This is a genomic window from Pseudomonas tremae, assembly GCF_001401155.1.
Taxonomy (GTDB): Bacteria; Pseudomonadota; Gammaproteobacteria; order Pseudomonadales; family Pseudomonadaceae; genus Aquipseudomonas; species Aquipseudomonas tremae.
Genome location: NZ_LJRO01000446.1, coordinates 13,376 through 36,601, shown reverse-complemented (window position 1 = coordinate 36,601; position 23,226 = coordinate 13,376). Strand labels below are relative to the sequence as shown.

General features: G+C 59.1%; 23 protein-coding genes. 7 read left to right on the top strand and 16 right to left on the bottom strand.

Annotated elements, in window-relative coordinates; genetic code table 11:
* Positions 1 to 42 precede the first annotated feature (42 nt).
* A complete protein-coding gene (locus ALO43_RS23950) occupies positions 43 to 438 on the top strand; it encodes a hypothetical protein (RefSeq protein WP_005893502.1) in 396 nt (131 codons plus the stop codon).
* A 37-nt stretch (positions 439 to 475) separates the two neighbouring features.
* On the opposite strand, the gene ALO43_RS23945 is transcribed toward ALO43_RS23950, so the two are convergent.
* Entirely contained in the window at positions 476 to 664 is a 189-nt protein-coding gene (locus ALO43_RS23945) for a hypothetical protein (RefSeq protein ID WP_003366968.1), read from the bottom strand.
* 255 nt (positions 665 to 919) lie between these two features.
* Here ALO43_RS23945 and ALO43_RS23940 point away from each other — a divergent pair, with 255 nt between their 5' ends.
* Positions 920 to 2,728: a monovalent cation:proton antiporter-2 (CPA2) family protein gene (locus ALO43_RS23940; RefSeq protein ID WP_024669832.1), complete on the top strand. Its 1,809-nt coding sequence runs from the start codon at positions 920 to 922 to the stop codon at positions 2,726 to 2,728.
* A 41-nt stretch (positions 2,729 to 2,769) separates the two neighbouring features.
* Here ALO43_RS23940 and ALO43_RS23935 read toward each other — a convergent pair whose 3' ends face one another.
* From ALO43_RS23935 to moaB, 3 genes are all read right to left on the bottom strand, one after another.
* A complete protein-coding gene (locus ALO43_RS23935) occupies positions 2,770 to 3,696 on the bottom strand; it encodes a glycosyltransferase family 2 protein (RefSeq protein ID WP_005893507.1) in 927 nt (308 codons plus the stop codon).
* A gap of 88 nt (positions 3,697 to 3,784) precedes the next feature.
* Positions 3,785 to 4,996 (bottom strand): molybdopterin molybdotransferase MoeA, encoded by a 1,212-nt coding sequence (locus tag ALO43_RS23930; RefSeq protein ID WP_053932239.1) that lies wholly within the window; start codon positions 4,994 to 4,996, stop codon positions 3,785 to 3,787.
* 6 nt (positions 4,997 to 5,002) lie between these two features.
* Positions 5,003 to 5,542, bottom strand: a complete 540-nt coding sequence (moaB, locus tag ALO43_RS23925; protein WP_005893511.1) for a molybdenum cofactor biosynthesis protein B — start codon at positions 5,540 to 5,542, stop codon at positions 5,003 to 5,005.
* A gap of 75 nt (positions 5,543 to 5,617) precedes the next feature.
* Here moaB and mobA point away from each other — a divergent pair, with 75 nt between their 5' ends.
* On the top strand, positions 5,618 to 6,217 hold the full coding sequence (mobA, locus tag ALO43_RS23920; protein WP_024690508.1) for a molybdenum cofactor guanylyltransferase MobA: 600 nt from the start codon (positions 5,618 to 5,620) through the stop codon (positions 6,215 to 6,217).
* Positions 6,218 to 6,318: 101 nt separating this feature from the next.
* On the top strand, positions 6,319 to 6,540 hold the full coding sequence (locus ALO43_RS23915) for a YgdI/YgdR family lipoprotein (RefSeq protein ID WP_005893516.1): 222 nt from the start codon (positions 6,319 to 6,321) through the stop codon (positions 6,538 to 6,540).
* Positions 6,541 to 6,617: 77 nt separating this feature from the next.
* Here ALO43_RS23915 and ALO43_RS23910 read toward each other — a convergent pair whose 3' ends face one another.
* Positions 6,618 to 7,508, bottom strand: a complete 891-nt coding sequence (locus ALO43_RS23910; RefSeq protein WP_024690509.1) for a pseudouridine synthase — start codon at positions 7,506 to 7,508, stop codon at positions 6,618 to 6,620.
* Positions 7,509 to 7,690: 182 nt separating this feature from the next.
* Between ALO43_RS23910 and ALO43_RS23905 the strand changes: the two genes are divergently transcribed.
* The gene (locus ALO43_RS23905) at positions 7,691 to 8,545 is read left to right on the top strand and encodes a shikimate dehydrogenase (RefSeq protein ID WP_054998182.1); all 855 of its coding nucleotides are present in this window, start codon (positions 7,691 to 7,693) and stop codon (positions 8,543 to 8,545) included.
* Between the two features lie 3 nt (positions 8,546 to 8,548).
* Here ALO43_RS23905 and ALO43_RS23900 read toward each other — a convergent pair whose 3' ends face one another.
* Together ALO43_RS23900 and quiC are read right to left on the bottom strand one after the other, a co-directional pair.
* Entirely contained in the window at positions 8,549 to 9,220 is a 672-nt protein-coding gene (locus tag ALO43_RS23900) for a TetR/AcrR family transcriptional regulator (protein WP_024690510.1), read from the bottom strand.
* Between the two features lie 103 nt (positions 9,221 to 9,323).
* A complete protein-coding gene (quiC, locus tag ALO43_RS23895; RefSeq protein WP_024690511.1) occupies positions 9,324 to 11,231 on the bottom strand; it encodes a 3-dehydroshikimate dehydratase QuiC in 1,908 nt (635 codons plus the stop codon).
* A gap of 619 nt (positions 11,232 to 11,850) precedes the next feature.
* On the opposite strand from quiC, the gene ALO43_RS23890 reads away from it, so the two are divergent.
* Entirely contained in the window at positions 11,851 to 13,179 is a 1,329-nt protein-coding gene (locus tag ALO43_RS23890; RefSeq protein WP_024669828.1) for an MFS transporter, read from the top strand.
* Between the two features lie 507 nt (positions 13,180 to 13,686).
* Here the strand turns inward: ALO43_RS23890 and ALO43_RS23885 are convergent.
* Positions 13,687 to 14,574, bottom strand: coding sequence for a DMT family transporter (locus ALO43_RS23885; protein ID WP_054998181.1), 888 nt, complete (start codon positions 14,572 to 14,574; stop codon positions 13,687 to 13,689).
* 249 nt (positions 14,575 to 14,823) lie between these two features.
* Here ALO43_RS23885 and ALO43_RS23880 point away from each other — a divergent pair, with 249 nt between their 5' ends.
* A complete protein-coding gene (locus tag ALO43_RS23880; RefSeq protein WP_054998180.1) occupies positions 14,824 to 16,080 on the top strand; it encodes an OprD family porin in 1,257 nt (418 codons plus the stop codon).
* A gap of 55 nt (positions 16,081 to 16,135) precedes the next feature.
* Here ALO43_RS23880 and pcaC read toward each other — a convergent pair whose 3' ends face one another.
* The 8 genes from pcaC to ALO43_RS23840 form a co-directional block, all read right to left on the bottom strand.
* Positions 16,136 to 16,537, bottom strand: coding sequence for a 4-carboxymuconolactone decarboxylase (gene pcaC / locus ALO43_RS23875; RefSeq protein WP_024690513.1), 402 nt, complete (start codon positions 16,535 to 16,537; stop codon positions 16,136 to 16,138).
* Positions 16,534 to 17,895, bottom strand: coding sequence for a 3-carboxy-cis,cis-muconate cycloisomerase (locus tag ALO43_RS23870; protein WP_024690514.1), 1,362 nt, complete (start codon positions 17,893 to 17,895; stop codon positions 16,534 to 16,536). Before ALO43_RS23870 ends, pcaC begins: the two co-directional genes overlap by 4 nt.
* 24 nt (positions 17,896 to 17,919) lie before the next feature.
* A complete protein-coding gene (locus ALO43_RS23865; RefSeq protein ID WP_054998179.1) occupies positions 17,920 to 19,269 on the bottom strand; it encodes a 4-hydroxybenzoate transporter PcaK in 1,350 nt (449 codons plus the stop codon).
* Positions 19,270 to 19,337: 68 nt separating this feature from the next.
* The gene (gene pcaG, locus ALO43_RS23860; RefSeq protein ID WP_024669822.1) at positions 19,338 to 19,940 is read right to left on the bottom strand and encodes a protocatechuate 3,4-dioxygenase subunit alpha; all 603 of its coding nucleotides are present in this window, start codon (positions 19,938 to 19,940) and stop codon (positions 19,338 to 19,340) included.
* A gap of 11 nt (positions 19,941 to 19,951) precedes the next feature.
* On the bottom strand, positions 19,952 to 20,671 hold the full coding sequence (gene pcaH, locus ALO43_RS23855; RefSeq protein ID WP_053932231.1) for a protocatechuate 3,4-dioxygenase subunit beta: 720 nt from the start codon (positions 20,669 to 20,671) through the stop codon (positions 19,952 to 19,954).
* Positions 20,672 to 20,798: 127 nt separating this feature from the next.
* The gene (gene pcaQ / locus ALO43_RS23850) at positions 20,799 to 21,728 is read right to left on the bottom strand and encodes a pca operon transcription factor PcaQ (protein ID WP_054998178.1); all 930 of its coding nucleotides are present in this window, start codon (positions 21,726 to 21,728) and stop codon (positions 20,799 to 20,801) included.
* 30 nt (positions 21,729 to 21,758) lie between these two features.
* Positions 21,759 to 22,001, bottom strand: a complete 243-nt coding sequence (locus tag ALO43_RS23845; protein WP_005893544.1) for a glutaredoxin family protein — start codon at positions 21,999 to 22,001, stop codon at positions 21,759 to 21,761.
* Between the two features lie 59 nt (positions 22,002 to 22,060).
* Positions 22,061 to 23,131, bottom strand: coding sequence for an acyltransferase family protein (locus tag ALO43_RS23840; protein ID WP_054998177.1), 1,071 nt, complete (start codon positions 23,129 to 23,131; stop codon positions 22,061 to 22,063).
* Positions 23,132 to 23,226: the final 95 nt, after the last annotated feature.

Sequence of the window (23,226 nt, the reverse complement as noted above, 5' to 3'; positions counted from 1 at the left end):
AGTAACTGAGATTGTTTAAAAGGCCTGAAAAGGAGTTTGTGGATGTTCAATCGCCAAGGAATCACTACTCGCACCCTGCTGCGGCAAACAGCGCTGGCTGCGCAGTCACAGTCACAGTCACCTGCCCTGGAGGCCGAACGGCCCGGCAATGAGCACATCCGGACCTTGCTGAAAAGCTTCGGCCTGCGCACCAGCCTGATCAGGCTCAAGGTGCTGGATGCGCTTCTGGTGTCGAGCGAAGAAGGTCAGCCGCTGGGGGTACGGGGTGTACACAGCCAGTTATTGAGACTTGATGTACCGCTCTCGTTTCTAAGTGTGCGCGAGGTGCTGAAGCGCTTGTGCGACGAAGGCGTGATCAACCTCAATGATGACAAGACCTACAGCCTGCATCCTCGCGCCAGGGAATGGCTGGGCGAAGCGAAGGATTCCGGGCGATAAACGGGGCTGCCCTGCCCCTGATCGCTTGCCACAGAACCTAACGCTTTACCTTGCGACGCATGATCCCATTGAGGATCACGACCAGTACCGCCACGCTGATTGCGATGTACTGAAAGGTCTTTTCGGTGATAGCACCGGTGTTCTGCAGATGCGACAAGCCAAGCATGATCGCCAGAACGCCAAGGGCGATCAGAATCGAGTAAATCAAACGCTGTTTGTTGGTCATAACAGTTTCCTTGAAGCTCATGAACGGGCAGTTGGCGCCGCTTGTTTGCGCGCATAGCTTACGCCGATGCACGACGAATCGCATCGCCCGCCGTCCCTGCCTCCTCTCTTGCACCCGATCCTGCGCCTTCCTGTCCTTCTTTCATCAACGGCATTGATTACTGTCATGCTGCGATGAGCATTGCCGTGTAAAACTCACATGGTTTAATACCGCCCTGTTTCAACACTGTGTCCAATCATTACCAAGGAGTTTTACATGCCGCATGAAGGCAGCCTGCTACAGGCCGCAGTGGTGTTTCTGCTCGCGGCGGTGCTGACCGTGCCGCTTGCCAAGCGCCTGAAGCTGGGCGCGGTCATCGGCTATCTGTTCGCGGGCGTGATCATCGGCCCGTCGGTGCTGGGGCTGATCGGCGACACCGAGAGCGTCAGTCACATCTCCGAACTCGGCGTGGTGTTGCTGTTGTTCATCATTGGCCTGGAGCTTTCGCCCAAGCGTTTGTGGGTCATGCGCAAATCAGTGTTCGGCGTCGGTATGGCGCAGGTGCTGCTGACCGGTCTGGTAATCGGCGGAGTCGCCCTGTATGGCTTCGGCCAGCCGCTGAATACAGCGATTGTGCTGGGCCTGGGCCTCGCCCTGTCGTCCACCGCATTCGGTCTGCAAAGCCTGGCCGAGCGCAAGCAACTGAACAGCCCGCACGGTCGCATGGCGTTTGCCATTCTGCTGTTTCAGGACATTGCCGCGATCCCGCTGATCGCGATGGTGCCGTTTCTGGCCGGGGCCGATCATGCAATGGACACTGGCGAAAGCATCAATCATGGCCTGCGCGTGCTGGGCAGCATCGCCATTGTGGTGATCGGTGGGCGTTACCTGCTGCGCCCGGTGTTTCGCATTGTCGCCAAGACCAGGATTCAGGAGGTCTCTACTGCCACTGCCTTGCTGGTGGTGATGGGCACGGCATGGCTGATGGAGCTGGTGGGTGTTTCCATGGCCCTGGGTGCATTTCTCGCAGGCCTGTTGCTGGCCGATTCCGAATACCGGCACGAGCTGGAAGCGCAGATCGAACCGTTCAAGGGCCTACTGCTGGGCCTGTTCTTCATCAGCGTCGGCATGGGAGCCAACATCGGCTTGTTGCTCAGTTCGCCTTTGGCAGTGCTGGGCCTGACGCTGTTGCTGATCGGCATCAAACTGCCAATGCTGTTCCTGATCGGTCGCACTGCAGGCGGCCTCGGCAGTCGCAGTGCGCTGCAATTGGGTCTGGTACTCGCCGCCGGGGGTGAGTTTGCCTTTGTGGTGTTCAAGATTGGCAGCGCGCAAGGACTGTTCGAGGCACAACTGTACGACATGCTGGTACTGACCATCACCTTGTCGATGGCAGTCACGCCACTGCTGTTCATTGCCCTGGCACGCTGGATCAAACCGAAAGCCAGGGTGGTGGACGTACCGGACGAATATCGCGACATCCAGACCGATAAACCCAGGGTCGTGATTGCCGGCATGGGCCGCATGGGACAGATTGTTGCGCGAATTCTGCGCGCGCAGAAAATCCCCTTCATTGCGCTGGACACCGCTGTGGAGTCGATCGAGTTTTCGCGTAGTTTCGGCAACGTGCCGGTGTTCTATGGCGACCCGCTGCGCCCGGAAATACTCCGCGCCGCCAAGGTCGGTGAAGCCGAGTACTTTGTCATCGCCACTGACGATCCGGATACCAACATCAAGACCGCCGAATTGATCCGCAAGCTCTATCCACACATGAAAATCATCGCCCGGGCACGCAACCGCCAGCACGTTCATCGGCTGATGGACATTGGCGCGCATGCTGTGCGCGAGACGTTCTATTCAAGCCTGGAAATGAGCCGTCAGACCTTGATGGGATTGGGCCTGACCGAGGCACAGGCTGATGCGCGCATCAGTCGCTTCAAGCGTCACGATGAACAGGTGCTGGCAGCCCAGCACGAGGTGTATGACGACGACGCCAAGGTGCTGCAGACCGCTCGCGAAGCCAGGGCCGACCTGGCGCAATTGTTCGAAGCTGATCGTCTGGACGAGGAAGCCGCGAAAGGCTGATGCACTGGCACCGGGCGTTCAGCGTCCGGCGCCGGGGTGGTTCAGGCGTAAGGACTGTCCCAATAGCGCTTGTACATGCCGAGCTTTTTCTTCAGGCCTCGGGGCAGCCGCCGTTCCTGCTTACTCAGCTTGTAAGCCAGCAGCTTCAGCGCATTGCGCACAAACGACATGGGCCACCAGAGAATGCGCCGGGGGCCGAGGAATTTCAGTTCGGACTTCACGTACCGCATGCCCTCGCCGCCGATGCCTCCGAACGTCTCGTAGATCCACGCCTCACGGGACTGAAACACGCCGATGTCGAAGTACCGACAGAACTCCTCGCGCAGGCTGTAATTGTGGGAGTGCCTACATACGGCAGAACCTTCGTAGGCAGCTTTCCAGCCATCGATCAGCATCCTGGCAGTGACGTACATGTCTTCGGAAAGGATCACGTGCCGAGGGAAGCCCCCGATCGCCCGTAACGCTTCGCCCCGATAGGCTGCAAACGAATTGGACATGAATGGTGTCTTGATGCCCAGTGTGCGGGCATCGGCCAAGGTTTTGATCTGCGAAGTCGGCGGGTAGTTGAACAGCCTTGCATGCTGTGCGAGCAGGTTGGCGTTCTTGTGCGGCAATTGCCGGCCGCAGACCGCACCGACTTTCGGGTCAGCGAATGGCAGGAGGATATTGGCAATGGCATTGATGTCTTCGACGTAGGCGTCCTGGGTCATGTAGACATAGACGTCATAGTCGGGATGCAGATCGACCATCATCTGCCGGGTGCCGCCGTGATTGAAGTCCTTGCTATCGATGCGCAGCACGTTGGCACATCGCGATTGCGCCAGCTCCAGCGTACCGTCCGAAGAGCTGGAGTCGACGATCAGCGTGTCGAAGGTTGCAGTCTGCGTGGCCAGCGAATCCAGAAGCCGCTCCAGATCCTTGCGTCCATTGTAGGTCGGGATGACACAAGCCACTCTCAGTGACGCCATAACAATACTCCAGGGCGAAGTCCGGTTGCCCAATCTGTCAGCGTTGTTGAGAGTAGCTCATGCGCACCAGGCCCACCATTCGACGCACTCAGCCCAGCACTTCGCTCAATGGAATGAAATTGACCCAGTCGCCCTCGGCCACTGTCGCGCCTTCGCGCACCTCGATCAGGCCATCAGCCCACGCAGCGCTGCGCAGTACCCCGGAACTCTGGTTTCGGTAAGCCACGGCCTTGCCCTGCTCGAGACGACCACGCAGGTACTCGCGGCGATTGCCGGGGCGCGTCCAGATGAACCCGGCCGGCACAGGAAACTTCAGCGGTGCAACGTCCATCACACCCTGTCGACGCAGCAGGTAAGCGCGCGCCAGCAAGGCGAACGTCACCAGTGTGGACGCAGGATTGCCAGGCAGGCCAATCACCGGCACGCCACGGAAATGACCGAAAGTCAGAGGTTTTCCAGGTTTGATCGCCAGTTTCCAGAGCGTCAGTTCGCCCTCTTCACGCAACGCATGACCCAGGAAGTCCGCTTCGCCCACCGACACACCGCCCGTGGAGAGAATCAGATCGACATCGTGCAGATTCGCCAGCGCAGTGCGGGTTTTCGGCAGATCGTCCGGCAGGATGCCTGCATCGACGACCTCGCATTCCAGGCGCGCCAGCCAGCTGCACAGCAACACCCTGTTACTGTTGTAGATCTGCCCTGGCCCCAGCGGCTGACCAGGCTCGATCAGCTCGTCGCCGGTGGACAGCACCGCCACCCGCACGCGACGAATCACGTCCAGTTCGGCCAGCCCCAGCGAGGCTGCCAACCCCAGCTCTATAGGCCCCAGCCGCGTACCCGCCGCCAGCACGGTATCGCCGACCAGGGTTTCCTGACCTTGCGGACGGATATTCTGCCCGGCCTTGAGAGGCTCGCTGAAGCGCACTCGCTGATCGGCAAGCACCTCGGCGTTTTCCTGCATTTCGACGCAGTCAGCGCCCTCAGGCATCGGTGCGCCGGTGAAGATTCTTGCGCACGTGCCGGGGGCCAATGGCTCGGGGGCCTGACCGGCAAAAATGCGCTGGCTGACCACCAAAGGTTCTCCGCTCCAGTCCGCCTCACGCAGGGCATAGCCATCCATCGCACTGTTAGGCCACGGCGGCAGATCCAGCGTCGAGACCAGGTCCACCGCCAGCACCCGGCCCTCGGCATTGGCCAGCGACACGCGCTGACGTTCGGTTATCGGTGTGGCATCGGCCATCGCCAGCAATCGGGCGATGGCATCTTCAACCGGCAACAGGGCTTTTGGCTCGTTGATCATCGGCACTCAACCACGGGTTGCGCAGGGTTCGGCCTGCTTGAGGTGTGGCACGAAATTGCACGGCCTGAAGCGCGAGTCCAGTTGTTCGGCCAGAATGCCGTCCCAGCCAGTGCGCACAGCATTGGTCGAACCCGGCAGGCAGCAGACCAGCGTGCCGTTGGACAGCCCGGCCAAGGCGCGAGACTGAATGGTCGAAGTGCCGATATCAGGCACTGAAATCTGCCGGAACAGCTCGCCAAAACCATCAACCTGCTTGTCCAGCAAGCAGCCCACGGCTTCGGGCGTGCTGTCTCGGCCGGTGAAACCGGTGCCGCCGGTAATCAGCACGACTTGCACTTGGTCATCGGCAATCCAGGTCGCTACCTGGGCGCGGATCTTGTACAGATCATCCTTGAGCAGCACGCGTTCGATCAGGCCATGACCGGCTTCGGTCAGACGATCGACAAACATCTGACCCGATGTATCGGTTTCACGGGTACGGGTATCGCTGACAGTCAGCACGGCGATGTTCAGGGGTACGAAAGGTGTGTCAGCCTTGGCTTTCATGGCCTCATCCAGTTGTTAAGGAAACAGGCCGGTGTTATATCACAGCACTCCTTTTGACTTCCCGCCGAGTGTCTGATGAATGTCCGTGCCGCACTGCCTACCTGCTCTATCCTGCTACTCGCCGGAGGACGCGGGCAGCGTATGGGCGGACGCGACAAGGGCCTGATCGAATGGCAGGGCAAGGCAATGATCGAGCACTTGCAGTGCCTGACCCGACCATTGACTGACGACTTGATCATCTCCTGCAACCGCAACATAGAGCGTTATGCGCAGTACGCCGATCAGGTCGTCGAGGATGACGACACCGACTTCAATGGCCCTCTCGCCGGGATTCGCGCTGCCCTGCCGCTTGCTCGCCACCAGTGGCTGCTGGTATTGCCCTGTGACGTACCTCGGATCGACGGGCCATTGCTGCAGGCGCTACGCGAAAAATCGCTCGAGCACCCGCAACGACCCGTAATGGTGCGTGAAGGTCAGCACTGGCAGCCGCTTTTATGTATCATCCCCATCGCTTGTGCCGCCACGCTGGAAGCCGCATGGCAAACCGGCGAACGCAGCCCACGGAGGGCAATGGAGTCACTGCAACCGGTTGCGGTGCAACTGGAAGCCGATGACCCGCGTCTGGCAAACCTGAACACTCCCTGTCTATTGGCAGGGATCAATGAACACCGCTGAAAGTGAGTGGTTATTGAGCTCTCGCACGGTGTATACGGAACTTGCGGACGGCATATACGTCTGAGAGTTCAGTAATCAAGAATCCATCTGGAGACACAGTAATGAAACAACGGACCCTCCCCGCTGCCTTCCTGCTTGCATTGAGCATCGCCTCCCTCGCCGGTTGCGCATCGCCCACTGTGATCACTCTGAACGATGGTCGTGAGATCCAGTCAGTCGATACTCCGAAGTACGATGACTCGGGCTTTTACGAGTTCAAACAGCTTGATGGCAAAGAAACCCGCATCAACAAGGATCAGGTACGTACCATCAAGGATCTGTAATCCGGATGTAGCGTGACTGATTCGAAAAAACCCGCCTAGTGCGGGTTTTTTTGGCCTGCAATTTCAGCCTGTACGGCTTACCAGTCCAGTTTCAACAGGCTTTCGAACTGAAGCTGTTCGCCATTGAGCGGGTCGACGAAGCGCAGGCGTTTGGCGAGCAGTTTCAGCGGGTGCCGATAGTCGTCCTGCGGGTCCTTTATCACGTCGGGATAGAAGGGATCATTACAGATCCCCGCGCCTAATGCTGCCATGTGCACGCGCAGTTGGTGCTTCTTGCCGGTCACCGGGTGCAGCCCGTAACGCCACAGTTGCTCCTGCCGCTCCAGCACTTCGATGTGCGTCTGCGTATTGCTGGCACCTGGCCCTTCCTGCATGCGAAAGAACGGCTCGCCTTCGACCAGACGGCTCTCGTGCAGACGCGGGAACTCCAAATCAGGCAGCGCCGGGGCAATTGCTTCGTAAAATTTGTCGATACGTCGCGTAGGAAACAACGTCTGATAAGCCGCGCGGGTCTGCCGATTGGCTGAAAACAGCACCAGCCCCGCCGTGTGCCGGTCAATGCGGTGCAGCGGCACCAGATCGGGATTGCCGAGGCGATGGATCAGACGACGCAGCAACGTCTGTTCGACATATTCGCCAGCCGGTGTTACAGGCAGAAAGTGTGGCTTGTCGGCAACTACCAAATGGTCGTCGGCATAGAGGATGGTTTCGAGCACCGGGATCGGCGTCTCATTGGGCACTTCGCGAAAATAGTGAATTTTCAGCCCTTCCCGATACGCCAGGTCTGCTTTGATCGTCTTGCCATCGGCGTCCAGAACCCGTCCGCGTGCCATTCGGTCCAGCCACTGTTCGCGGCTAATGGCGGTAAATTTCGCACACAGGCAATCCAGCACCGTGGCCCATGACCCTGGCGGCAGGTAGAGAGTGCTGGCTTGTTGCTGAGTGGCGCTGAAGGCGGAATCGGACATGCTGGGGCTCTGGCTCTTGAGTCTGAAGCGGCTGGACAAGGATTATCGCTGATTGGTGCGATCACCGCACAACATCGCTGTGTGGCGTTCGCTGGTCGACTGCGACACTATTAACCGTCTGGTACATTCTGTTCAACAACTGCCAGGATCGGGCAGCGCCACAAAAACAAGAGACGTATTTTATGACCCACGCTGAAAACACCTCCGTACTGGCCGGCCTGATCGGCACTGGCATTCAAGCATCGCGAACGCCCGCCATGCATGAGCACGAAGGCGATGCACAAGGCATGCGCTATCTGTATCGCCTGATCGATATCGACACGTTGCAGCTGGATATCAGCGCCCTGCCCCAGCTCGTCGACAGCGCTCAGCACTGTGGCTTTACCGGCCTGAATATCACTTTCCCCTGCAAGCAGGCGGTCATCCCTCTGCTGGACGAACTGTCCGACGAAGCGCGTGGCATCGGTGCAGTGAACACTGTGGTTTTCAAGGACGGCAAGCGTGTCGGCCACAACACCGATTGCCTGGGTTTTGCTGAAGGTTTCCAGCGCGGTCTGGAACACGCTGCACGCCAGCGGGTCGTGCAAATGGGTGCAGGTGGCGCGGGCGCTGCGGTGGCTCATGCACTGCTGACAGCGGGGGTCGAGCGCTTGACGGTCTTTGAAGTAGACCCGCAACGTGCGCAAGGGCTGGTAGACAACCTGAACGGTCATTTCGGGGCAGGACGTGCCCAGGTAGGCATCGACTTGCCTGCCGCAATGGCCGAGGCGGATGGGTTGGTGAATACCACGCCGGTCGGCATGGCCAAACTGCCCGGCACGCCATTGCCGGTGGAACTGCTGCGTGCCGAGCTATGGGTCGCGGAAATCATCTACTTCCCGCTTGAGACCGAGCTGCTCAGGCAGGCTCGAGCGCTGGGCTGTCGAACGCTGGATGGCAGTACGATGGCGGTGTTTCAGGCGGTCAAGGCCTTCGAGCTGTTCAGTGGCCAGTCAGCCGATGCCAGCCGCATGATGGCGCACTTCCATACACTGTAGGCCTCAGCGCTTTAGGTAACGCATTACAGCGTCGCAAATCATTGCCTTGTGACGCTGTTTGACCTCCTCGCTCCACAGCTCGATCTGGAAAATCTCGCTGAACGTGTGGCGGTTGGATATCCGGTAAAAGCAGAACGAACTGATCATCAAGTGCAGGTCTACCGGGTTAACCCCCTCGCGAAACAGACCACTGGCTTCACCGCGCCGCAGGATGCCGTCCAGTGCCTTGATGATGTTCTGGCTTTTGGCCTGGATAGAATCGGACTGCTTGACGTTCTCGCCGTAATGGATGTTTTCGATGCACACGATGCGCACGAAATCGACGTTGTTGTCATGGTGATCGAAGGTGAACTCAACCACACGCTGAATCGCCTCGACAGGCTCGAGTTCAGCAAGATTAAGCTGGCTCTCGGTATTGCGAATTGCGCCGTAGAGTTTTTCCAGCACCTCGACATACAGCTGCTCCTTGCTGCCGAAATAGTAATAGATCATCCGTTTCGAGGTTTTGGTGCGCTCGGCGATGGCATCGACGCGCGCACCGGTCAGTCCGTGGGCAACGAACTCGGCGACAGCGGCCTTGAGGATGTCTTCACGGGTTTTTTCCGGGTTGTTCTTGCGCCCCTTCGGCAAAACGGCGGCAGGCCCGATGGCGACGGCGGAGTCGATTGTTTTCATTATTGGCTCATGAACACGAGTAATGCGCGAAGTATGAAGCCCGTCGGCAAGCGAAGGAAGCTGCGAGCGACACACGCCACTCACAGCCTGTCTGGCAGCGCTTTTACAAACGCGCCTGACGCGCCGCAACATTGCGGGCTTTGGCCATGGCAGCCAGACGCACCGGCACATTGGCCGCGCCATAGCCGACGTAACCATTCTTGCGCTGCAGTATCTCGAAGAAGAAGCGCCCGTCAAACGCATCCGTGTAGACGTGGAACAGCTCGCCACCCTGCGCATCCCGGTCATACAGCACGTTGTAGTACGCCAGCTCGCTGAGAAACTCTTCGTCAAAATCGAAGCGCGCCGCCAGGTCATCGTAGTAGTTGAGCGGAATATCCAGCAATGGTACGCCAGCTTCCTTGGCGCGACTGACCTCGGCAAAGATGTCTTCGCAAGAGAACGCGATGTGATGCACGCCGGAGCCACGATAGCTCGACAGCGCGTGGGAAATAGCCGTGTTGCGGTTCTCGGAAATATTCAGCGGCAGGCGCACGGTGCTGCAACGGCTGCGCAAGGCGCGGCTTTTGACCAGTCCATAAGGGTCGGGCAGTACCACTTCATCGTCAGCCTCGAAATCCAGAATACTTTTGTAGAACAGGACCCAACTGTCGAGGCTGTCGGCTGGCAGCGCCATGGCCATATGATCGATACGCTGCAAACCGCCCTTGGCAACCGCCTTCGGATCAACGACGAAATCGTTGTCGTAGATAGAATCGCCGGGCAGCGCCTTGTCGACCAAGTAGATCAGGCTGCCATCCGGCGCACGCACCGAAGGGATCTCCCGTTCGTTGGGGCCGACCAGCCCGCGATAGGGCTGCCCCTTGAAGGCACGCGCGCGCTCGAGCGACTGATGACCATCATCGACCCGCAAAGCAGTGGCACACAGCGACGGCCCGTGGGACTCGAAAAAACTGTGGGCAAAGGAATAAGGTTCGGCATTCAGGACAATTTTGATATCCCCCTGCCCCAGCAAACTGACCGCCTTGGAGCGGTGCTGACCCAGTTTGGCGAAACCCAACCGCTGCAACCAGCCCGAGAGACGAGCACCGTGGGTTTCATCCACCGCGAACTCGAGAAACTCGACACCGTTGTAGGTGCTGGCAGGCGGCGGATTGAACAGAACCTCGGGAACCGCCTCCGGCTCGTCGCGCGCCAGTAACTGACGGGTTTTTTCTTCCAGATACAGCAGCGAGCGCAAACCGTCTGCCGCATTGGCGCGGGTTGGTGCGGCGCGGAAGCCGTCATTGAACACTTCCAGAGACAGCGGGCCGGTGTAGCCGCTGCGCAGGATCGGCGCGAGGAACCCGGCAAGGTCAAATTCGCCCTGCCCCGGAAAACAACGAAAATGACGGCTCCACTCCAGCACATCCATCGCCAGAATCGGCGCATCGGCCATCTGCACGAAGAAAATCTTGTCCCACGGGATCTGCGCAATCGCGCTGGGGTCGCCCTTCAGCGACAAAGTGTGGAAGCTGTCGAGCAGCACGCCCAAGGCTGGATGATCGACCTGACGCACCAGGTTCCAGACCTGTTGCCAGGTATTCACATGCTTGCCCCAGGCCAGCGCTTCGTAGCCGATCCGCAAGTTGCGGGCACCGGCACGCTCGGCCAGCAGCCCAAGGTCATCCAGAAGAATGTTTTCGTCGCCCACCGAATCGGCAGACGCATTGCTGCAGACCAGCACCAGATCGGTACCCAGCTCCTGCATCAGGTCAAATTTGCGCTCGGCACGATCCACGTTGCGCTGCAAACGATCGCGGCGGCAGCCTTCAAAATCGCGAAACGGCTGGAACAGGGTGATGGCAATGCCCAGATCAGCGCATATCTGCCTGACGTTGCGTGGGCTGCCGTCGTAATACAACAGATCGTTTTCGAAAATCTCGACGCCGTCAAAGCCGGCTGCGGCGATGGCTTCGAGCTTTTCGGGCAGAGTACCGCTCAAGGATACGGTAGCAATTGAACGCTGCATGCTTTTCAGCTCCTGGGTGAACGCGACCTGATCGGGTCACGACTGGACTGCACCGCATCCCGGCCTTTCCCGGCCTTATTCAGAGGTGCGGATAAAGTATTTGCCTGTCAAAATCCTACAGCAACATAAAGTGTACGAACTGGTTAGTTTTACGTTCGATTATCGAACAGAAGCCGTTTTAGTCAATTGACGCTGTACCGCGCAATGCTCAACATCAGCGTCACATTGCAGGATAGCCCCACAGCCAGACGTTTTGATTTTTCGCTTCATCAGCAGCAACCCATAACAATTCAAACAACAGGAACCTTGCTCATGCGCTCCCTCTTCGCCTCGCTTGAAAGCCCGCTCGCCCATCCGGCCACACGTCATGCCCGACGAACGCCTCCGGTCAATAATCCGGTCGCGGTTCGCTCCGCCTGAAACATTCCAAAGCACTTGCGCGGCTCAACCTGTAAATTGTCGGCCCGACGAATCGTTTCGCTGAAAGCCTGAACTTCAACCGGCTTGGCGAAACCCGGTTCTACGACGTCACTTTTACCTGCACAACGCCTGCATCGAGTGGACTTCTCAGTCCGACTGTTGCCAGCAGCACAGTCCTGGAACGGATGGTTAGATCATCATGCTCAATACCCAGACCAACCCTGTCGCCCAGGCCGCCCGTGCCGGGATGGGTGAAAAGATTCGCGGCGCACTCGCCGTGGGCAAGACCCGCTGGGGCATGCTTGCCCTGGTGTTTTTTGCCACCACGCTGAACTACATCGACCGGGCAGCGCTCGGGGTCATGCAGCCCATCCTGGCCAAGGAAATGAGCTGGACGGCGATGGACTACGCCAACATCAATTTCTGGTTCCAGGTCGGCTATGCAGTCGGCTTCGTACTGCAAGGTCGCTTCATCGACAAAGTCGGCGTCAAGCGAGCTTTCTTCCTGGCAGTGCTGCTGTGGAGCCTGGCAACCGGCGCGCACGGTCTGGCGACTTCCGCAGTTGGCTTCATGGTCTGCCGTTTCATTCTGGGCCTGACCGAGGCCGCCAACTACCCGGCGTGCGTGAAGACCACGCGCCTGTGGTTCCCGGCCGGTGAGCGCGCCGTCGCGACCGGCATCTTCAACGCCGGCACCAACGTCGGCGCCATGCTGACTCCTGCCTTGCTGCCGCTGATTCTGACGGTATGGGGCTGGCAGGCAGCGTTCGTGGCGATGGGTTCGCTGGGGCTTGTCTGGGTGGTCATGTGGCGCCTGAAGTACTACAACCCTGAAGAGCATCCAACGGTCAGCAAAAGCGAACTGGATTACATCAATCAGGAAGTCGAGCCAGAGCCGGTCAAGGTGCCCTTCTCAGGCATCCTGAAGATGCGCGGCACCTGGGCGTTCGCTCTGGCGTACGCGATTACTGCGCCGGTATTCTGGTTCTACCTGTACTGGCTGCCGCCGTTTCTGAATCAGCAGTACAACCTGGGGATCAGCGTGACGCAGATGGGTATCCCGTTGATCCTGATCTGGCTGACCGCTGACTTCGGCAGTGTAGGTGGTGGCATTCTGTCGTCTTGGCTGATCGGGCGTGGCATGCGGGCAACCAAGGCACGGCTGGTGTCGATGCTGGTGTTCGCTATCACGATCTGCAGCGTTGTGTTCGCTGCCAACGCGAGCGGCCTGTGGGTAGCGGTGCTGGCGATTTCCCTGGCCGTCGGTGCGCATCAGGCATGGACTGCGAACATCTGGAGCCTGGTGATGGACTACACGCCCAAGCACATGATGAGCACGGTGTTCGGCTTCGGCGGCATGTGTGCGGCCATTGGCGGCATGTTCATGACTCAGATCGTCGGTGCCGTGCTGACGGCCACCAACAATAATTACAACGTGCTGTTCACGATGATCCCGGCGATGTATTTCATCGCGCTGCTCTGGCTGTACTTCATGGCACCCCGCAAGGTTCCGACGCTCAGCGAGTAATCGCCTGAACCATCAAAAAGCCCGGCTCACATGGCTATGGTCCCCACGCTCCGCGTGGGGATGCATTTCGTGACGCTCTGCGTCATACAGCGGTTGTGCGCTGTCAGTGGTATCTGTCTCTGGCTCAGCTCACCTTTTCGCCCCTCGGCGAGTTACTTTGATGGGGCCAAAGTAACCAAAGCCCCTCGCTCCTGTTTCCGGCCCGACTTCGTCGGGTCCCTTCGCCCTGACACTGATCCGGGGGTCGCCGCAACGGGCCATCCATGGCCCGGTGCGGCTAGCCTGGCGTCCTGCCAGGCTACCCCCGGATCAGCGCCAGGACTCAGCCGTCACTAACGTCGCACTCTGCGTCGTCAGTGCCAAAGTGATCGAAAAGCACGTATGGCGGCCTCCTGCAGGCGGAGCATGACATTGTGCTGCGCTCAAGACTTGTGATGCAGGGCGTTAGGAGCCATATGCCGACTGAACATTGGCATCGCCAACAATCGAAGGTTTCAGCGCCAGACGCTACCCGCCCTTACGCCGCTGTTGCCATGCCGCCGCCAGTCCGCTCAGACAGATAATGGCGATGCCGGCCTGCGCGGTCGGGGATGGCGTATGGTCGAAGACCAGATAACCCAGCAGCCCTGCAAAGACAATCTGGCAGTAACTGAACGGCGCAAGCATGGCCGGGGCGGCGAAGCGGAACGCCTGAGTCAGCAGCAAGTGGGCAGACATGCCGCATGCGCCCAGCGCCAGCAGAAACGGCAAGTGCTTGAGTGCTGGCACTTCCCAGAAGAATGGCACCAGCGCGCTCATAAATAGCGTATTGAACAGCCCCGCGAAAAAATTGCTGGTGGTCGGACTGTCGAACGGGCTCACCAGCCGCGTCAGGAGTTGATACAGCGCAAAACACAAGGCCGACGACAGCGGCAGCAGAATCGCCAGCGTGAACAGTTCACCGCCCGGATGAATAATGATCATCACCCCGACAAACCCCACGACCACCGCTATCCACTGCCCGCGCGTCACTCGTTCATGCAGCAGCGGCACTGACAATGCCGTCACCAGCAGCGGCGCGAGGAAGTTGACCGCCGTCGCCTCTGCCTGGGGGATGAACATCAGACTGCTGGTAAACAAAAGGCTGGTGCCCAACAGCGCAAGCGCCCGCAAAGCTTGCATCCCGGGCCGTTTGGTGCGCAGAACACGGACCCCTGCCGACGGCATGAAGATGCAGGCCATGAGCAACGTGTGGACCAGATATCGCGCCCAGACCACAAGAATGATCGGGTAAAAACCGGACAGGTATTTGGACAGCGTGTCGTGACTGGCAAACAGAAAAGTCGCCAAAAGAATGAAGCCGATGCCTTTCAGAGGTCGATTGACGCCGGACAACGGCGTACTGGCAATGCTCATTGCACTTCCTTGTTCAAAGTGTGTAGCAACCTGCCCTGACGCGGGAGGCAACGTAATACGCTGCATGTATCATGCAAATCGGGGAGCATCGCACATACCGCTGCAACGTCTTGAACAAAATGTTCCAACTGGTTCATTACCGTTCGATTATCGCCCTGAACAGCACTTTTACAATTGCGGCCAACACCCGGGCCTTTCACTATCATGACCAGCTACAACGACTCGATAACTACAAAAAAGGTCTGTTCCATGCGCTCGAATCCCTCCTGCAAAATCGTTTGCGGCTTTTCTGCGGCCATCGCTGCGGCCCTCTCCCCCATGACCAGCCATGCTGCCGGGTTTGTCGAGGACGCCAAGGTCAATCTGAACCTACGCAACTTCTACATCAACCGCAACTTCGTGGACCCGGCCAATTCGCAGAACTACGCCGAGGAATGGACGCAGAATTTCATTTTCGACGCCCGTTCAGGTTTTACTCAGGGCACAGTCGGTTTTGGCGTAGACGCACTGGGGCTGTACTCGCTCAAACTCGATGGTGGCAAAGGCACGGGGGGCACCCAATTGTTGCCGATACACAGCGACGGGCGTCCGGCCGATGACTTTGGAAGGCTGGCGGTCGCAGGCAAGGCGCGCTTCTCGAAAACCGAACTCAAGGTCGGAGAGTGGATGCCCGTGCTGCCCATCCTGCGCTCCGACGACGGTCGGTCGCTGCCACAAACCTTTCAGGGCAGTCAGATAACCTCCAAGGAGATCGACAACCTCACACTGTACGGCGGGCAGTTTCGTGGCAACAGCCCACGCAATGACGCCAGCATGGAAGACATGTCCATGAACGGTCGCACAGGCTTTACCTCTGACCGTTTCAACTTCGCTGGCGGCGAATACGTATTCAACGAAAAGCGTACCCAGATCGGAGTGTGGTACGCCGAACTTGAAGACATCTACCATCAGCAATACGTCAACCTGTTGCACAGTCAGCCTCTGGGCAGCTGGACGCTGGGCGCCAACCTCGGCTACTTCCAGGGCAAAGACGATGGTCGGTCACTGGCTGGCGATCTGGATAACAAGACCTGGTCCGCCCTGCTCTCTGCGAAACACGGCGGCAACACATTCTACGTTGGCCTGCAGAAAGTCAGTGGCGACAGCGCGTGGATGCGTGTCAATGGCACCAGCGGCGGCACGCTGGCCAACGACAGTTACAATTCAAGCTTCGATAACGCCCGGGAAAAATCCTGGCAACTGCGTCACGACTATGACTTTGCGGCGCTCGGCACGCCCGGTTTGACCCTGATGAACCGCTACATCAGCGGCGAGAACGTCCATACAGGTGCCATCACCGATGGCGAAGAATGGGCGCGGGAGACCGAGCTGGCTTATGTGTTGCAGAGCGGCACGTTCAAGAACCTGACGCTGAAATGGCGCAACTCGACCATGCGCCGTGACTACAACACCAATCAGTTCGACGAGAACCGCGTCATTGTCAGTTACCCACTGTCGTTACTCTGATCGGAAAAATACTGCCGCAGTGCGCGATGCTGCGGCGGCGTTTTTCCCAAGGCCACTATGAGCCTTCGCAAAACGATTCCACACCCATCTCGTCCCAGACCGCCTCGGCCAGGTGAAACGTCGCGTTGGCTGCCGGAATGCCGCAATAGATAGCGCTCTGCATCAGCACTTCCTTGATCTCTTCACGGGTCACACCGTTGTTTTTTGCAGCTTTCAGGTGCAGGCGCAATTCACCCTCACGGTTCATGCCGATCAGCATGGCGATGGTGATCAGGCTGCGCGTGTGCCGGGGCAAGCCCGGGCGCGTCCAGATATCTCCCCACGCATGGCGGGTGATCATTTCCTGAAACTCTTCGTTGAACGGCGTCAGTTTGCTGAGGCTGTTATCAACGTGCGCGTCACCCAGCACCGCGCGGCGCACCTGCATGCCAGCTTCGTAACGTTCGTCTTCGGTCATCGGGAAATCCTTGTGTGTTCGGCCACGGCACGTTCGACCCACTGTCGGGCCTGGCCAAGGTAGTGGGCCGGATCAAGCAGGCGATCCAGCTCGTCGGAAGAAAGGTGCTCGCTGACCTGGGGGTTTTCGCCGAGCACCTGACGCAGGTGCGCGCCCTGCTCTACCGCACGACGACAGCACTGTTCGATCAGATGATGGGCAGCGTCACGGCCTATGCGCTGCGCCAGCGCAATGCTTGCCGCTTCGGCCAGCACCAGGCCCCGGGTAGACTCCAGGTTGATGCGCATGCGCTCGGCGTCGACCTGCAGGCCGGGTATCACCTGCAACGCCTGTTGCAACGAGCCCGACACCAGGCAGCAGAGCTCAGGAAGGGTTTCCCATTCGGCATGCCACAAACCCAGGCTGCGCTCGTGTTCTTGCGGCATGGCGGCCAGCATCGTCGCAACCAGCCCCGGCGCGCGTGTCGCTGCGCCGATCATCACTGCGGCGCCGACCGGGTTGCGCTTGTGCGGCATGGTCGATGAGCCGCCTTTACCCGGTGCCGAAGGTTCGAAGACTTCGCCCACTTCAGTCTGCATCAACAGGCTGACGTCACGCCCCAGCTTGCCAAGGCTGCCGGCGATCATCCCCAGCAGGCAGGCAAACTCCGCCAGACGATCGCGCTGGGTGTGCCAGGGTTGCTCGGGCAGTTCCAGTTGCAGCTCGCTCGCCAGCGCCTGCGCAACCGGAAGCGCCTGATCACCCAGCGCGGCAAGGCTGCCGGAAGCACCACCGAATTGCAGGCACAACAGGCGCGGTCTGATCTCGTTCAGGCGCTGCCGATGGCGGGTGACGGCGCCCAGCCAGCCGGCAATTTTCATCCCCAGCGTGACAGGTGTGGCTTGCTGTAACCAGGTACGTCCGGCCAGCGGCGTGCTTGCATAGCGCTGCGCCTGCTCGGCCAACACCTCGGCCAGCTGGGTCAGATCGCGTTCGAGCAAAATGATCGCCTGACGCAGTTGCAGCACCAACCCGCTGTCCATGACGTCCTGACTGGTCGCCCCCATATGAACATAGCGCTCGGCTTGCGGGCTGTTTGCGGCAATCTGCCTGCCCAGCGCCTTGACCAGTGGAATCGCCGAGTTGCCGGCACTGCCGATGGCAATGGCCAGCTCATCGAAGTCGAACAGATCCGCATGACAGCTTTGCTCGATATCCGCCACCACGCTGGCCGGAATGAGGCCTGTACGTGCTTGCGCGCGGGCCAGGGCGGCCTCGAAATCGAGCATGCCCTGAACGCGACCTCGATCGCAGAAAACCTCGCGCATGTCAGCCTGAGTGAAATAGGCATCGAAAAGTTGGTTAGCCGGTCTGTTCACATCATCGCTCCGGATTGAAAGGTTTCAGGTGTCGTCGGAATGACTGACCCAGCCCTTGATCAGGATTGCTATGGCGGCCAAGGCCGCAGGAACTACAAGCACCGTGAGCACCTGCTCGAAACTCCAGCCCAGCCCCAACAAGGTGGCGCCGGCCCAGGCACCGAGAATCGCACCGAAGCGACCGATCCCGAGCATCCACGACACGCCGGTGGCACGCCCCTGAGTAGGGTAAAAGCGCGCCGCCAGCGATGGCATGGCCGACTGCGCGCCATTGATGCACATGCCCGCCACCAGAACCAGCGTGGCCAGCACCGCGACATTACCCAGACTTTGACCGACCAGGTACGCAAACACTCCTGCCAGCGCGTAGGCGACGCCAATGACCTTGTGCGGGTTGTAACGGTCCATCGCCCAGCCGACACCCACCGCACTCAAGACGCCGCCAAACTGGAACAACGCGCCGATGAACGCCGACTGTTCCATGCTCGCGCCGCTGTCACGCATCAGGGTCGGCAGCCAGCTGGTCAGCAGATAAACGATCACCAGGCCCATGAAATAGGTCAGCCACAGCAGCAGTGTGCCTGCGCTATAGCTGCCCGAAAAGATCACTTTCAGGACATTGCGGCTGCTGACGGTTTTTTGCTCGGGAACACTGAACGCGGTGATACCGGTCAGTGCCTTTGGTGCGATAGGTGCAAGCACCTTGCGAATCCGTTCGGCACCACGATTCCGGACCACCAGAAAACGCGCCGACTCCGGTAGCCAGACCATCAGCACTACCGACAGTATCAGCGGCAGGATGCCGCCCAGCATCAGCAGGCTGTGCCAGCCCATGCGGGGGATCAAACTGGCCGATACGAAACCGCCGCAGGCCATGCCCAAATTAAAGCCGCAGAACATACTGGTGACCAGCAGCGATTTGAGCCGCTCCGGGGTGTACTCGGACAGCAGCGTGGTGGCGTTGGGCATCGCTGCGCCAAGCCCCAGCCCGGTCAGCAGGCGCAAAATCAACAGTTGATCGATGTTGCTGCTATACGCCGACGCCAGACTGAAAATGCCGAACAGAAACACCGCAACCACCAGCACCACTTTGCGCCCGAACCGGTCAGCCAGCGGGCCGGAACCCAACGCACCGAAGACCATGCCGATCAGCGCGGCGCTCATCACCGGGCCGAGGCTGGCCCGGTCGATCCCCCAATCCTGGCTGAGTGCTGGAGCGATGAAGCCCATCGCAGCGGTATCCAGACCATCGAGAAACACGATCAGAAAGCACAGGACGACCACTCGCCACTGATAACCCGACAGCGGTTGCGCATTAATGAAAGCCTGTACATCAAGGGTGCCTGTCACAGGCCCGCTGGCAGAAAGCGTCATGGAAGTGTCCTTTTATTTTTATAAGGTCGCCTGCCGATGCAGGCGCCGTGAAACACACGCATATCGCTTCAGAAATCGAAAAACACCGTCTCGCCCTCGCCTTGCACGCGAATATCAAAGCGATAAGCGGTCTGGCCGTCATGGGTGCAGCGCCGCGCGATCAATGTTTCGCGACGGGGCGGCTGCTCGATCAGGTTCAGCACCGGGTCCTGCGCATTGGCCTGCGCCTCATCGTCGAAATACACCCGCGTCTGCAGATGAATATTGATGCCGCGAGCGAACAGCGAGACGTTGATATGGGCAGCCATCGGCACGCCCGCCGCATTGCACGCAGAACCCGGCTTGATAGTCTTCAGAAGCCATTGGCCGTCGTCGGTGGTCGCAGTGCGGCCAAAGCCATTGAAAGGCCGGTCCGGATGGAATTCGTTGTGATACAGCCCCTCATGGTCGGCCTGCCAGAACTCGAGGTACGCATCACGGATCAGATGACCATTGCCGTCGAAGACATTGCCCAGCAGCACGATGTGTTCGCCTGGCGCGTCGGGCCTGGCCATTTCGTTCCAGATTTCCAGCTCGCGGGTCGGGTTGCCGGCCACTTGCGGGGCCAGACCGATATGGACGTAAGGCCCTGCGGTTTGCGAGGGGGTTTCCTGCAGCAGTTGAACGGGCATGTCGGGCCTCCTCAGCAGTTTTCGAAGTGAGTCTTGCGCTGGCCGCGCAGAACGATATCAAAGCGGTACGCCAGACAATCCATCGGGTTGCCCATCGCCAGATCAAGTCGGGCAATCAGGCTTTGCACCGCCTCAGGGTTGGCAATGGCCTTGACGATCGGGCAGATCGGAATCAACGGATCGCCTTCGAAATACAACTGAGTGATCAGCCGTGTGGCAATCGACGGCCCACTGATCGAAACATGAACATGCGCCGGCCGCCAGTCATTGGGACCGTTGCGCCACGGATACGGACCAGGCTTGACGGTGCGAAAGCTGTAGTTGCCTTCGCTGTCGGTCAGTGCACGTCCCACACCACCGAAATTGGGGTCTATGGGCGCCAGATAGGCGTCACGTTTATGGCGATAGCGACCGCCAGCATTCGCCTGCCAGATCTCCACCAACGTGTGGGGGACCGGCTTGCCGTACTGATCGCAGACACGGCCGGCAATCAGAATACGCTCGCCTATGGGCAGGCCACCATTGTCGAAATTGAGCAGCAGGTCGTTGTCGTGCCGGCCGAACTGCAAATGCGAGAAATCCGGCCCGGAGGTCTCGGAAATGGATTGTGGAATGCTGACCAGCGCCTGACGCGGCGATCGCAGGATCGACGTCTTGTAATCCGGAGTCAGGGCTTTAGGGTGCCAGTTTCGGTCACGTATGACGAAGCGGCTATTGTCCGCAGCAGACATGGCGTTCTCCTTGTTTTTCTTATAGGCGCGCAAGCGTGGGTCGCTCGCGCTGCAGGCTGTCAGGAAGTGTCACCTGATCCATGCTTATAGAGAACTGAAATAAAGCCCATCATCCATAACCAAATGGTTATGCATACTGCCCCGCTCGATAAGTCTCGCCAACGGCGCGCAGTTCATCCACGCACCACTGCGCTGCGCGGGTCAGGGGCAGCGCCGGATTACTGCACAACCCCACGGAACCGCCCGGCTCGCGGATGCCCATGTCCAGCTCCACCAAGGTGCCGCCTTTCAACTCCAGCGACACCGCATCGAGCGGCGCGATCCAGATCGCATTACTGCACTGTACATAGCGACGGCTCAGGGTTAGCGACAGGGTTTCCAGGCGTTGACGCGGCATACGGATGCCGCACTGCACGAACAGGCTGTCGGCAAATTTGCGAATGGTGGTGCCTGCCGACGGCAGTACCAGCGGGAACTGTTCCAGACTTTCAGGCTTGAGAGACGCAGCCAACAGCGGATGGTCGTTGCGTACCACCAGCGTCATCGATTCGTTATACAAATGCTCGAATGTCAGCCCTTGAATCTGCGGGCTGTCGGTCATGCGCCCAACCACAAGGTCCAGCTCTCCGACCCTCAATTGCGACAGCAGATAGGCGCTCGGGCCGGTCATCACGCTGATGATCAATGCCGGATGGCGTTCATGCAGGCGATTGACCACTTCCGGCACCAACAGACTTTCGGCAGTGGACAATACGCCCAGCCGCACGGTCACCGTTTCGTGCTCGCCGGAACGCAGGCTGCTGACGCCGTCACGCATAGCCTGAACGCTTGGGCCGGCAAAGCGCATGAACGCAACACCTGCCTCGGTCAGCGCAGCACCGCTTTTGCTGCGTACAAACAGCGAGGTCGCAAGAAGGGTTTCCAGCTCCTTGAGGCTCTTGGACAATGCCGGCTGACTGATCGCCAGCGCATCGGATGCGCGCGCCAGACTGCCCTGGCGAGCAACTTCGAGAAAACAGACCAGGTGGCGAAACTTGATACGGGTATCGATATTCAATGCGCGTCGGGCCTGAAAATAATGAAGAGTCTAACGGCTGAGAAACGAAACAACCTGCGGCGCCTCGAAAGGCCATTCCAGCTCTTCGCCCGTGTCAGTGCGGCGCAGTATGGGGACGCGTAGTTCATAACGTTCGAACAGCCGCTCATCCTCGCCGATGTCTATCAGTTCAACCATCAAGCCATGTTCTATGGCAAGCGGTTGCAACACCGCCTCGGCAGCCTCGCAAAACGGGCATCCCAAGGTACTGAACAGCTGACATTCGGGTGGCATGTAATGGATCCTCGACGATTACGTGTTAACCGAAGTCTGATTCTAGGCCCACCTCTGCATCACGTCGACACCCGAAAATGCGTCTTGCTGAACGCATTGGCGCGGTCCAGCACAGGCTTCTCGAAACAGCGATAGCCGACCCAGCCGTAACACACCGCCGCGACCATCATCAATGCAGCAAAAAACAGGTTGTCCAGGCCACTTTGCGGCCAGGCCCCCACTTGGCTCCAGACCCTGCCGATGACCCCGAGCACCAGCAGATGGGAAAGGTAAATGGTGTAAGACATGTCACCTACGGCCACCAGAACACGCGGCACAACCAGCTGCCTGCGACGCTCCAGTAACGCCAGAGTCAGTACCAGCACGCCAAACGTGGCGCCGACCACAAGCATGCGCAGCAGGCCCTGACTGTCATAAAGCCGGTAGACACCTATCAGCGGCACAGACACCAGCAGCGCACCACCGAGCAAGGCACACACCACGACCGTCGGGACCCTTGCGCTGTGGCGACCATAGAAGAACAGCGCCAGCGCCGCCCCCAGAATGAATTCGAGGGCGTACGGATGGAGGATGATTTTGAGGGCAGGTGAATAGTCCTGCCAGTCCGCCAGAGCGTTGAACACCACGATGATCGATGCCCAGACGCCCAGCAGAAGCGGCAGACTGCGCTCGCGAAACAGCAGAAAACCGGAAAACACCACGTAGAACCACAACTCGAAGACCAGTGACCAGGCCACCATCACCAACAGCACCTTGTCATTGGGCAACAACAGGAAGGACATGAGCAGATTCGAAGAACCATGCCCGCTGTTGACCATCCCGGGCTGCACCAGAAACACCGCCAGAGTGATGAAAAAGTACAGCCAATAAGTGGGATAGATACGCGAAACCCGATTGAACAGAAAACGCCGGGCTTCCACGCCACTCTGGAAGCGGGCACGACTGACAATGACCATCACAAATCCACTGATCACGAAAAACAGATCGACGCCCAGCTGAAAAAAATCGAGCAGCGGCAGAAGAAGAATATCGCCCCCGGAATACTTGCTCTCGACCGACATCATGTGAAACAACACCACACCAAGGACTGCAATGCCCCTGAGCCCCTGCAGGGAATACAGCCGCTCCATGCCTCTCTCCATTCAGCTCGTTGCGCTCTTGCGTCGCGTGTGGAGCATAGCCAAAGGCCAGAAATACGGAACCCCTTTCTTACAGTCATCGAGGT

Excerpts from the sequence above, each read along its gene's own strand:
- ALO43_RS23865 (WP_054998179.1), bottom strand. The coding sequence starts at position 19,269 with ATGACGCTTTCTGCCAGCGGGCCTGTGACAGGCACCCTTGATGTACAG.
- ALO43_RS23885 (WP_054998181.1), bottom strand. The coding sequence starts at position 14,574 with ATGAGCATTGCCAGTACGCCGTTGTCCGGCGTCAATCGACCTCTGAAA.
- ALO43_RS23950 (WP_005893502.1), top strand. The coding sequence starts at position 43 with ATGTTCAATCGCCAAGGAATCACTACTCGCACCCTGCTGCGGCAAACA.
- pcaC (WP_024690513.1), bottom strand. The coding sequence starts at position 16,537 with ATGACCGAAGACGAACGTTACGAAGCTGGCATGCAGGTGCGCCGCGCG.
- mobA (WP_024690508.1), top strand. The coding sequence starts at position 5,618 with ATGAATGTCCGTGCCGCACTGCCTACCTGCTCTATCCTGCTACTCGCC.
- ALO43_RS23915 (WP_005893516.1), top strand. The coding sequence starts at position 6,319 with ATGAAACAACGGACCCTCCCCGCTGCCTTCCTGCTTGCATTGAGCATC.
- ALO43_RS23940 (WP_024669832.1), top strand. The coding sequence starts at position 920 with ATGCCGCATGAAGGCAGCCTGCTACAGGCCGCAGTGGTGTTTCTGCTC.
- ALO43_RS23935 (WP_005893507.1), bottom strand. The coding sequence starts at position 3,696 with ATGGCGTCACTGAGAGTGGCTTGTGTCATCCCGACCTACAATGGACGC.
- ALO43_RS23910 (WP_024690509.1), bottom strand. The coding sequence starts at position 7,508 with ATGTCCGATTCCGCCTTCAGCGCCACTCAGCAACAAGCCAGCACTCTC.
- ALO43_RS23905 (WP_054998182.1), top strand. The coding sequence starts at position 7,691 with ATGACCCACGCTGAAAACACCTCCGTACTGGCCGGCCTGATCGGCACT.
- ALO43_RS23900 (WP_024690510.1), bottom strand. The coding sequence starts at position 9,220 with ATGAAAACAATCGACTCCGCCGTCGCCATCGGGCCTGCCGCCGTTTTG.
- moaB (WP_005893511.1), bottom strand. The coding sequence starts at position 5,542 with ATGAAAGCCAAGGCTGACACACCTTTCGTACCCCTGAACATCGCCGTG.
- pcaG (WP_024669822.1), bottom strand. The coding sequence starts at position 19,940 with ATGCCCGTTCAACTGCTGCAGGAAACCCCCTCGCAAACCGCAGGGCCT.
- pcaH (WP_053932231.1), bottom strand. The coding sequence starts at position 20,671 with ATGTCTGCTGCGGACAATAGCCGCTTCGTCATACGTGACCGAAACTGG.
- ALO43_RS23890 (WP_024669828.1), top strand. The coding sequence starts at position 11,851 with ATGCTCAATACCCAGACCAACCCTGTCGCCCAGGCCGCCCGTGCCGGG.
- ALO43_RS23930 (WP_053932239.1), bottom strand. The coding sequence starts at position 4,996 with ATGATCAACGAGCCAAAAGCCCTGTTGCCGGTTGAAGATGCCATCGCC.
- quiC (WP_024690511.1), bottom strand. The coding sequence starts at position 11,231 with ATGCAGCGTTCAATTGCTACCGTATCCTTGAGCGGTACTCTGCCCGAA.
- ALO43_RS23840 (WP_054998177.1), bottom strand. The coding sequence starts at position 23,131 with ATGGAGCGGCTGTATTCCCTGCAGGGGCTCAGGGGCATTGCAGTCCTT.
- ALO43_RS23945 (WP_003366968.1), bottom strand. The coding sequence starts at position 664 with ATGACCAACAAACAGCGTTTGATTTACTCGATTCTGATCGCCCTTGGC.
- ALO43_RS23845 (WP_005893544.1), bottom strand. The coding sequence starts at position 22,001 with ATGCCACCCGAATGTCAGCTGTTCAGTACCTTGGGATGCCCGTTTTGC.
- ALO43_RS23880 (WP_054998180.1), top strand. The coding sequence starts at position 14,824 with ATGCGCTCGAATCCCTCCTGCAAAATCGTTTGCGGCTTTTCTGCGGCC.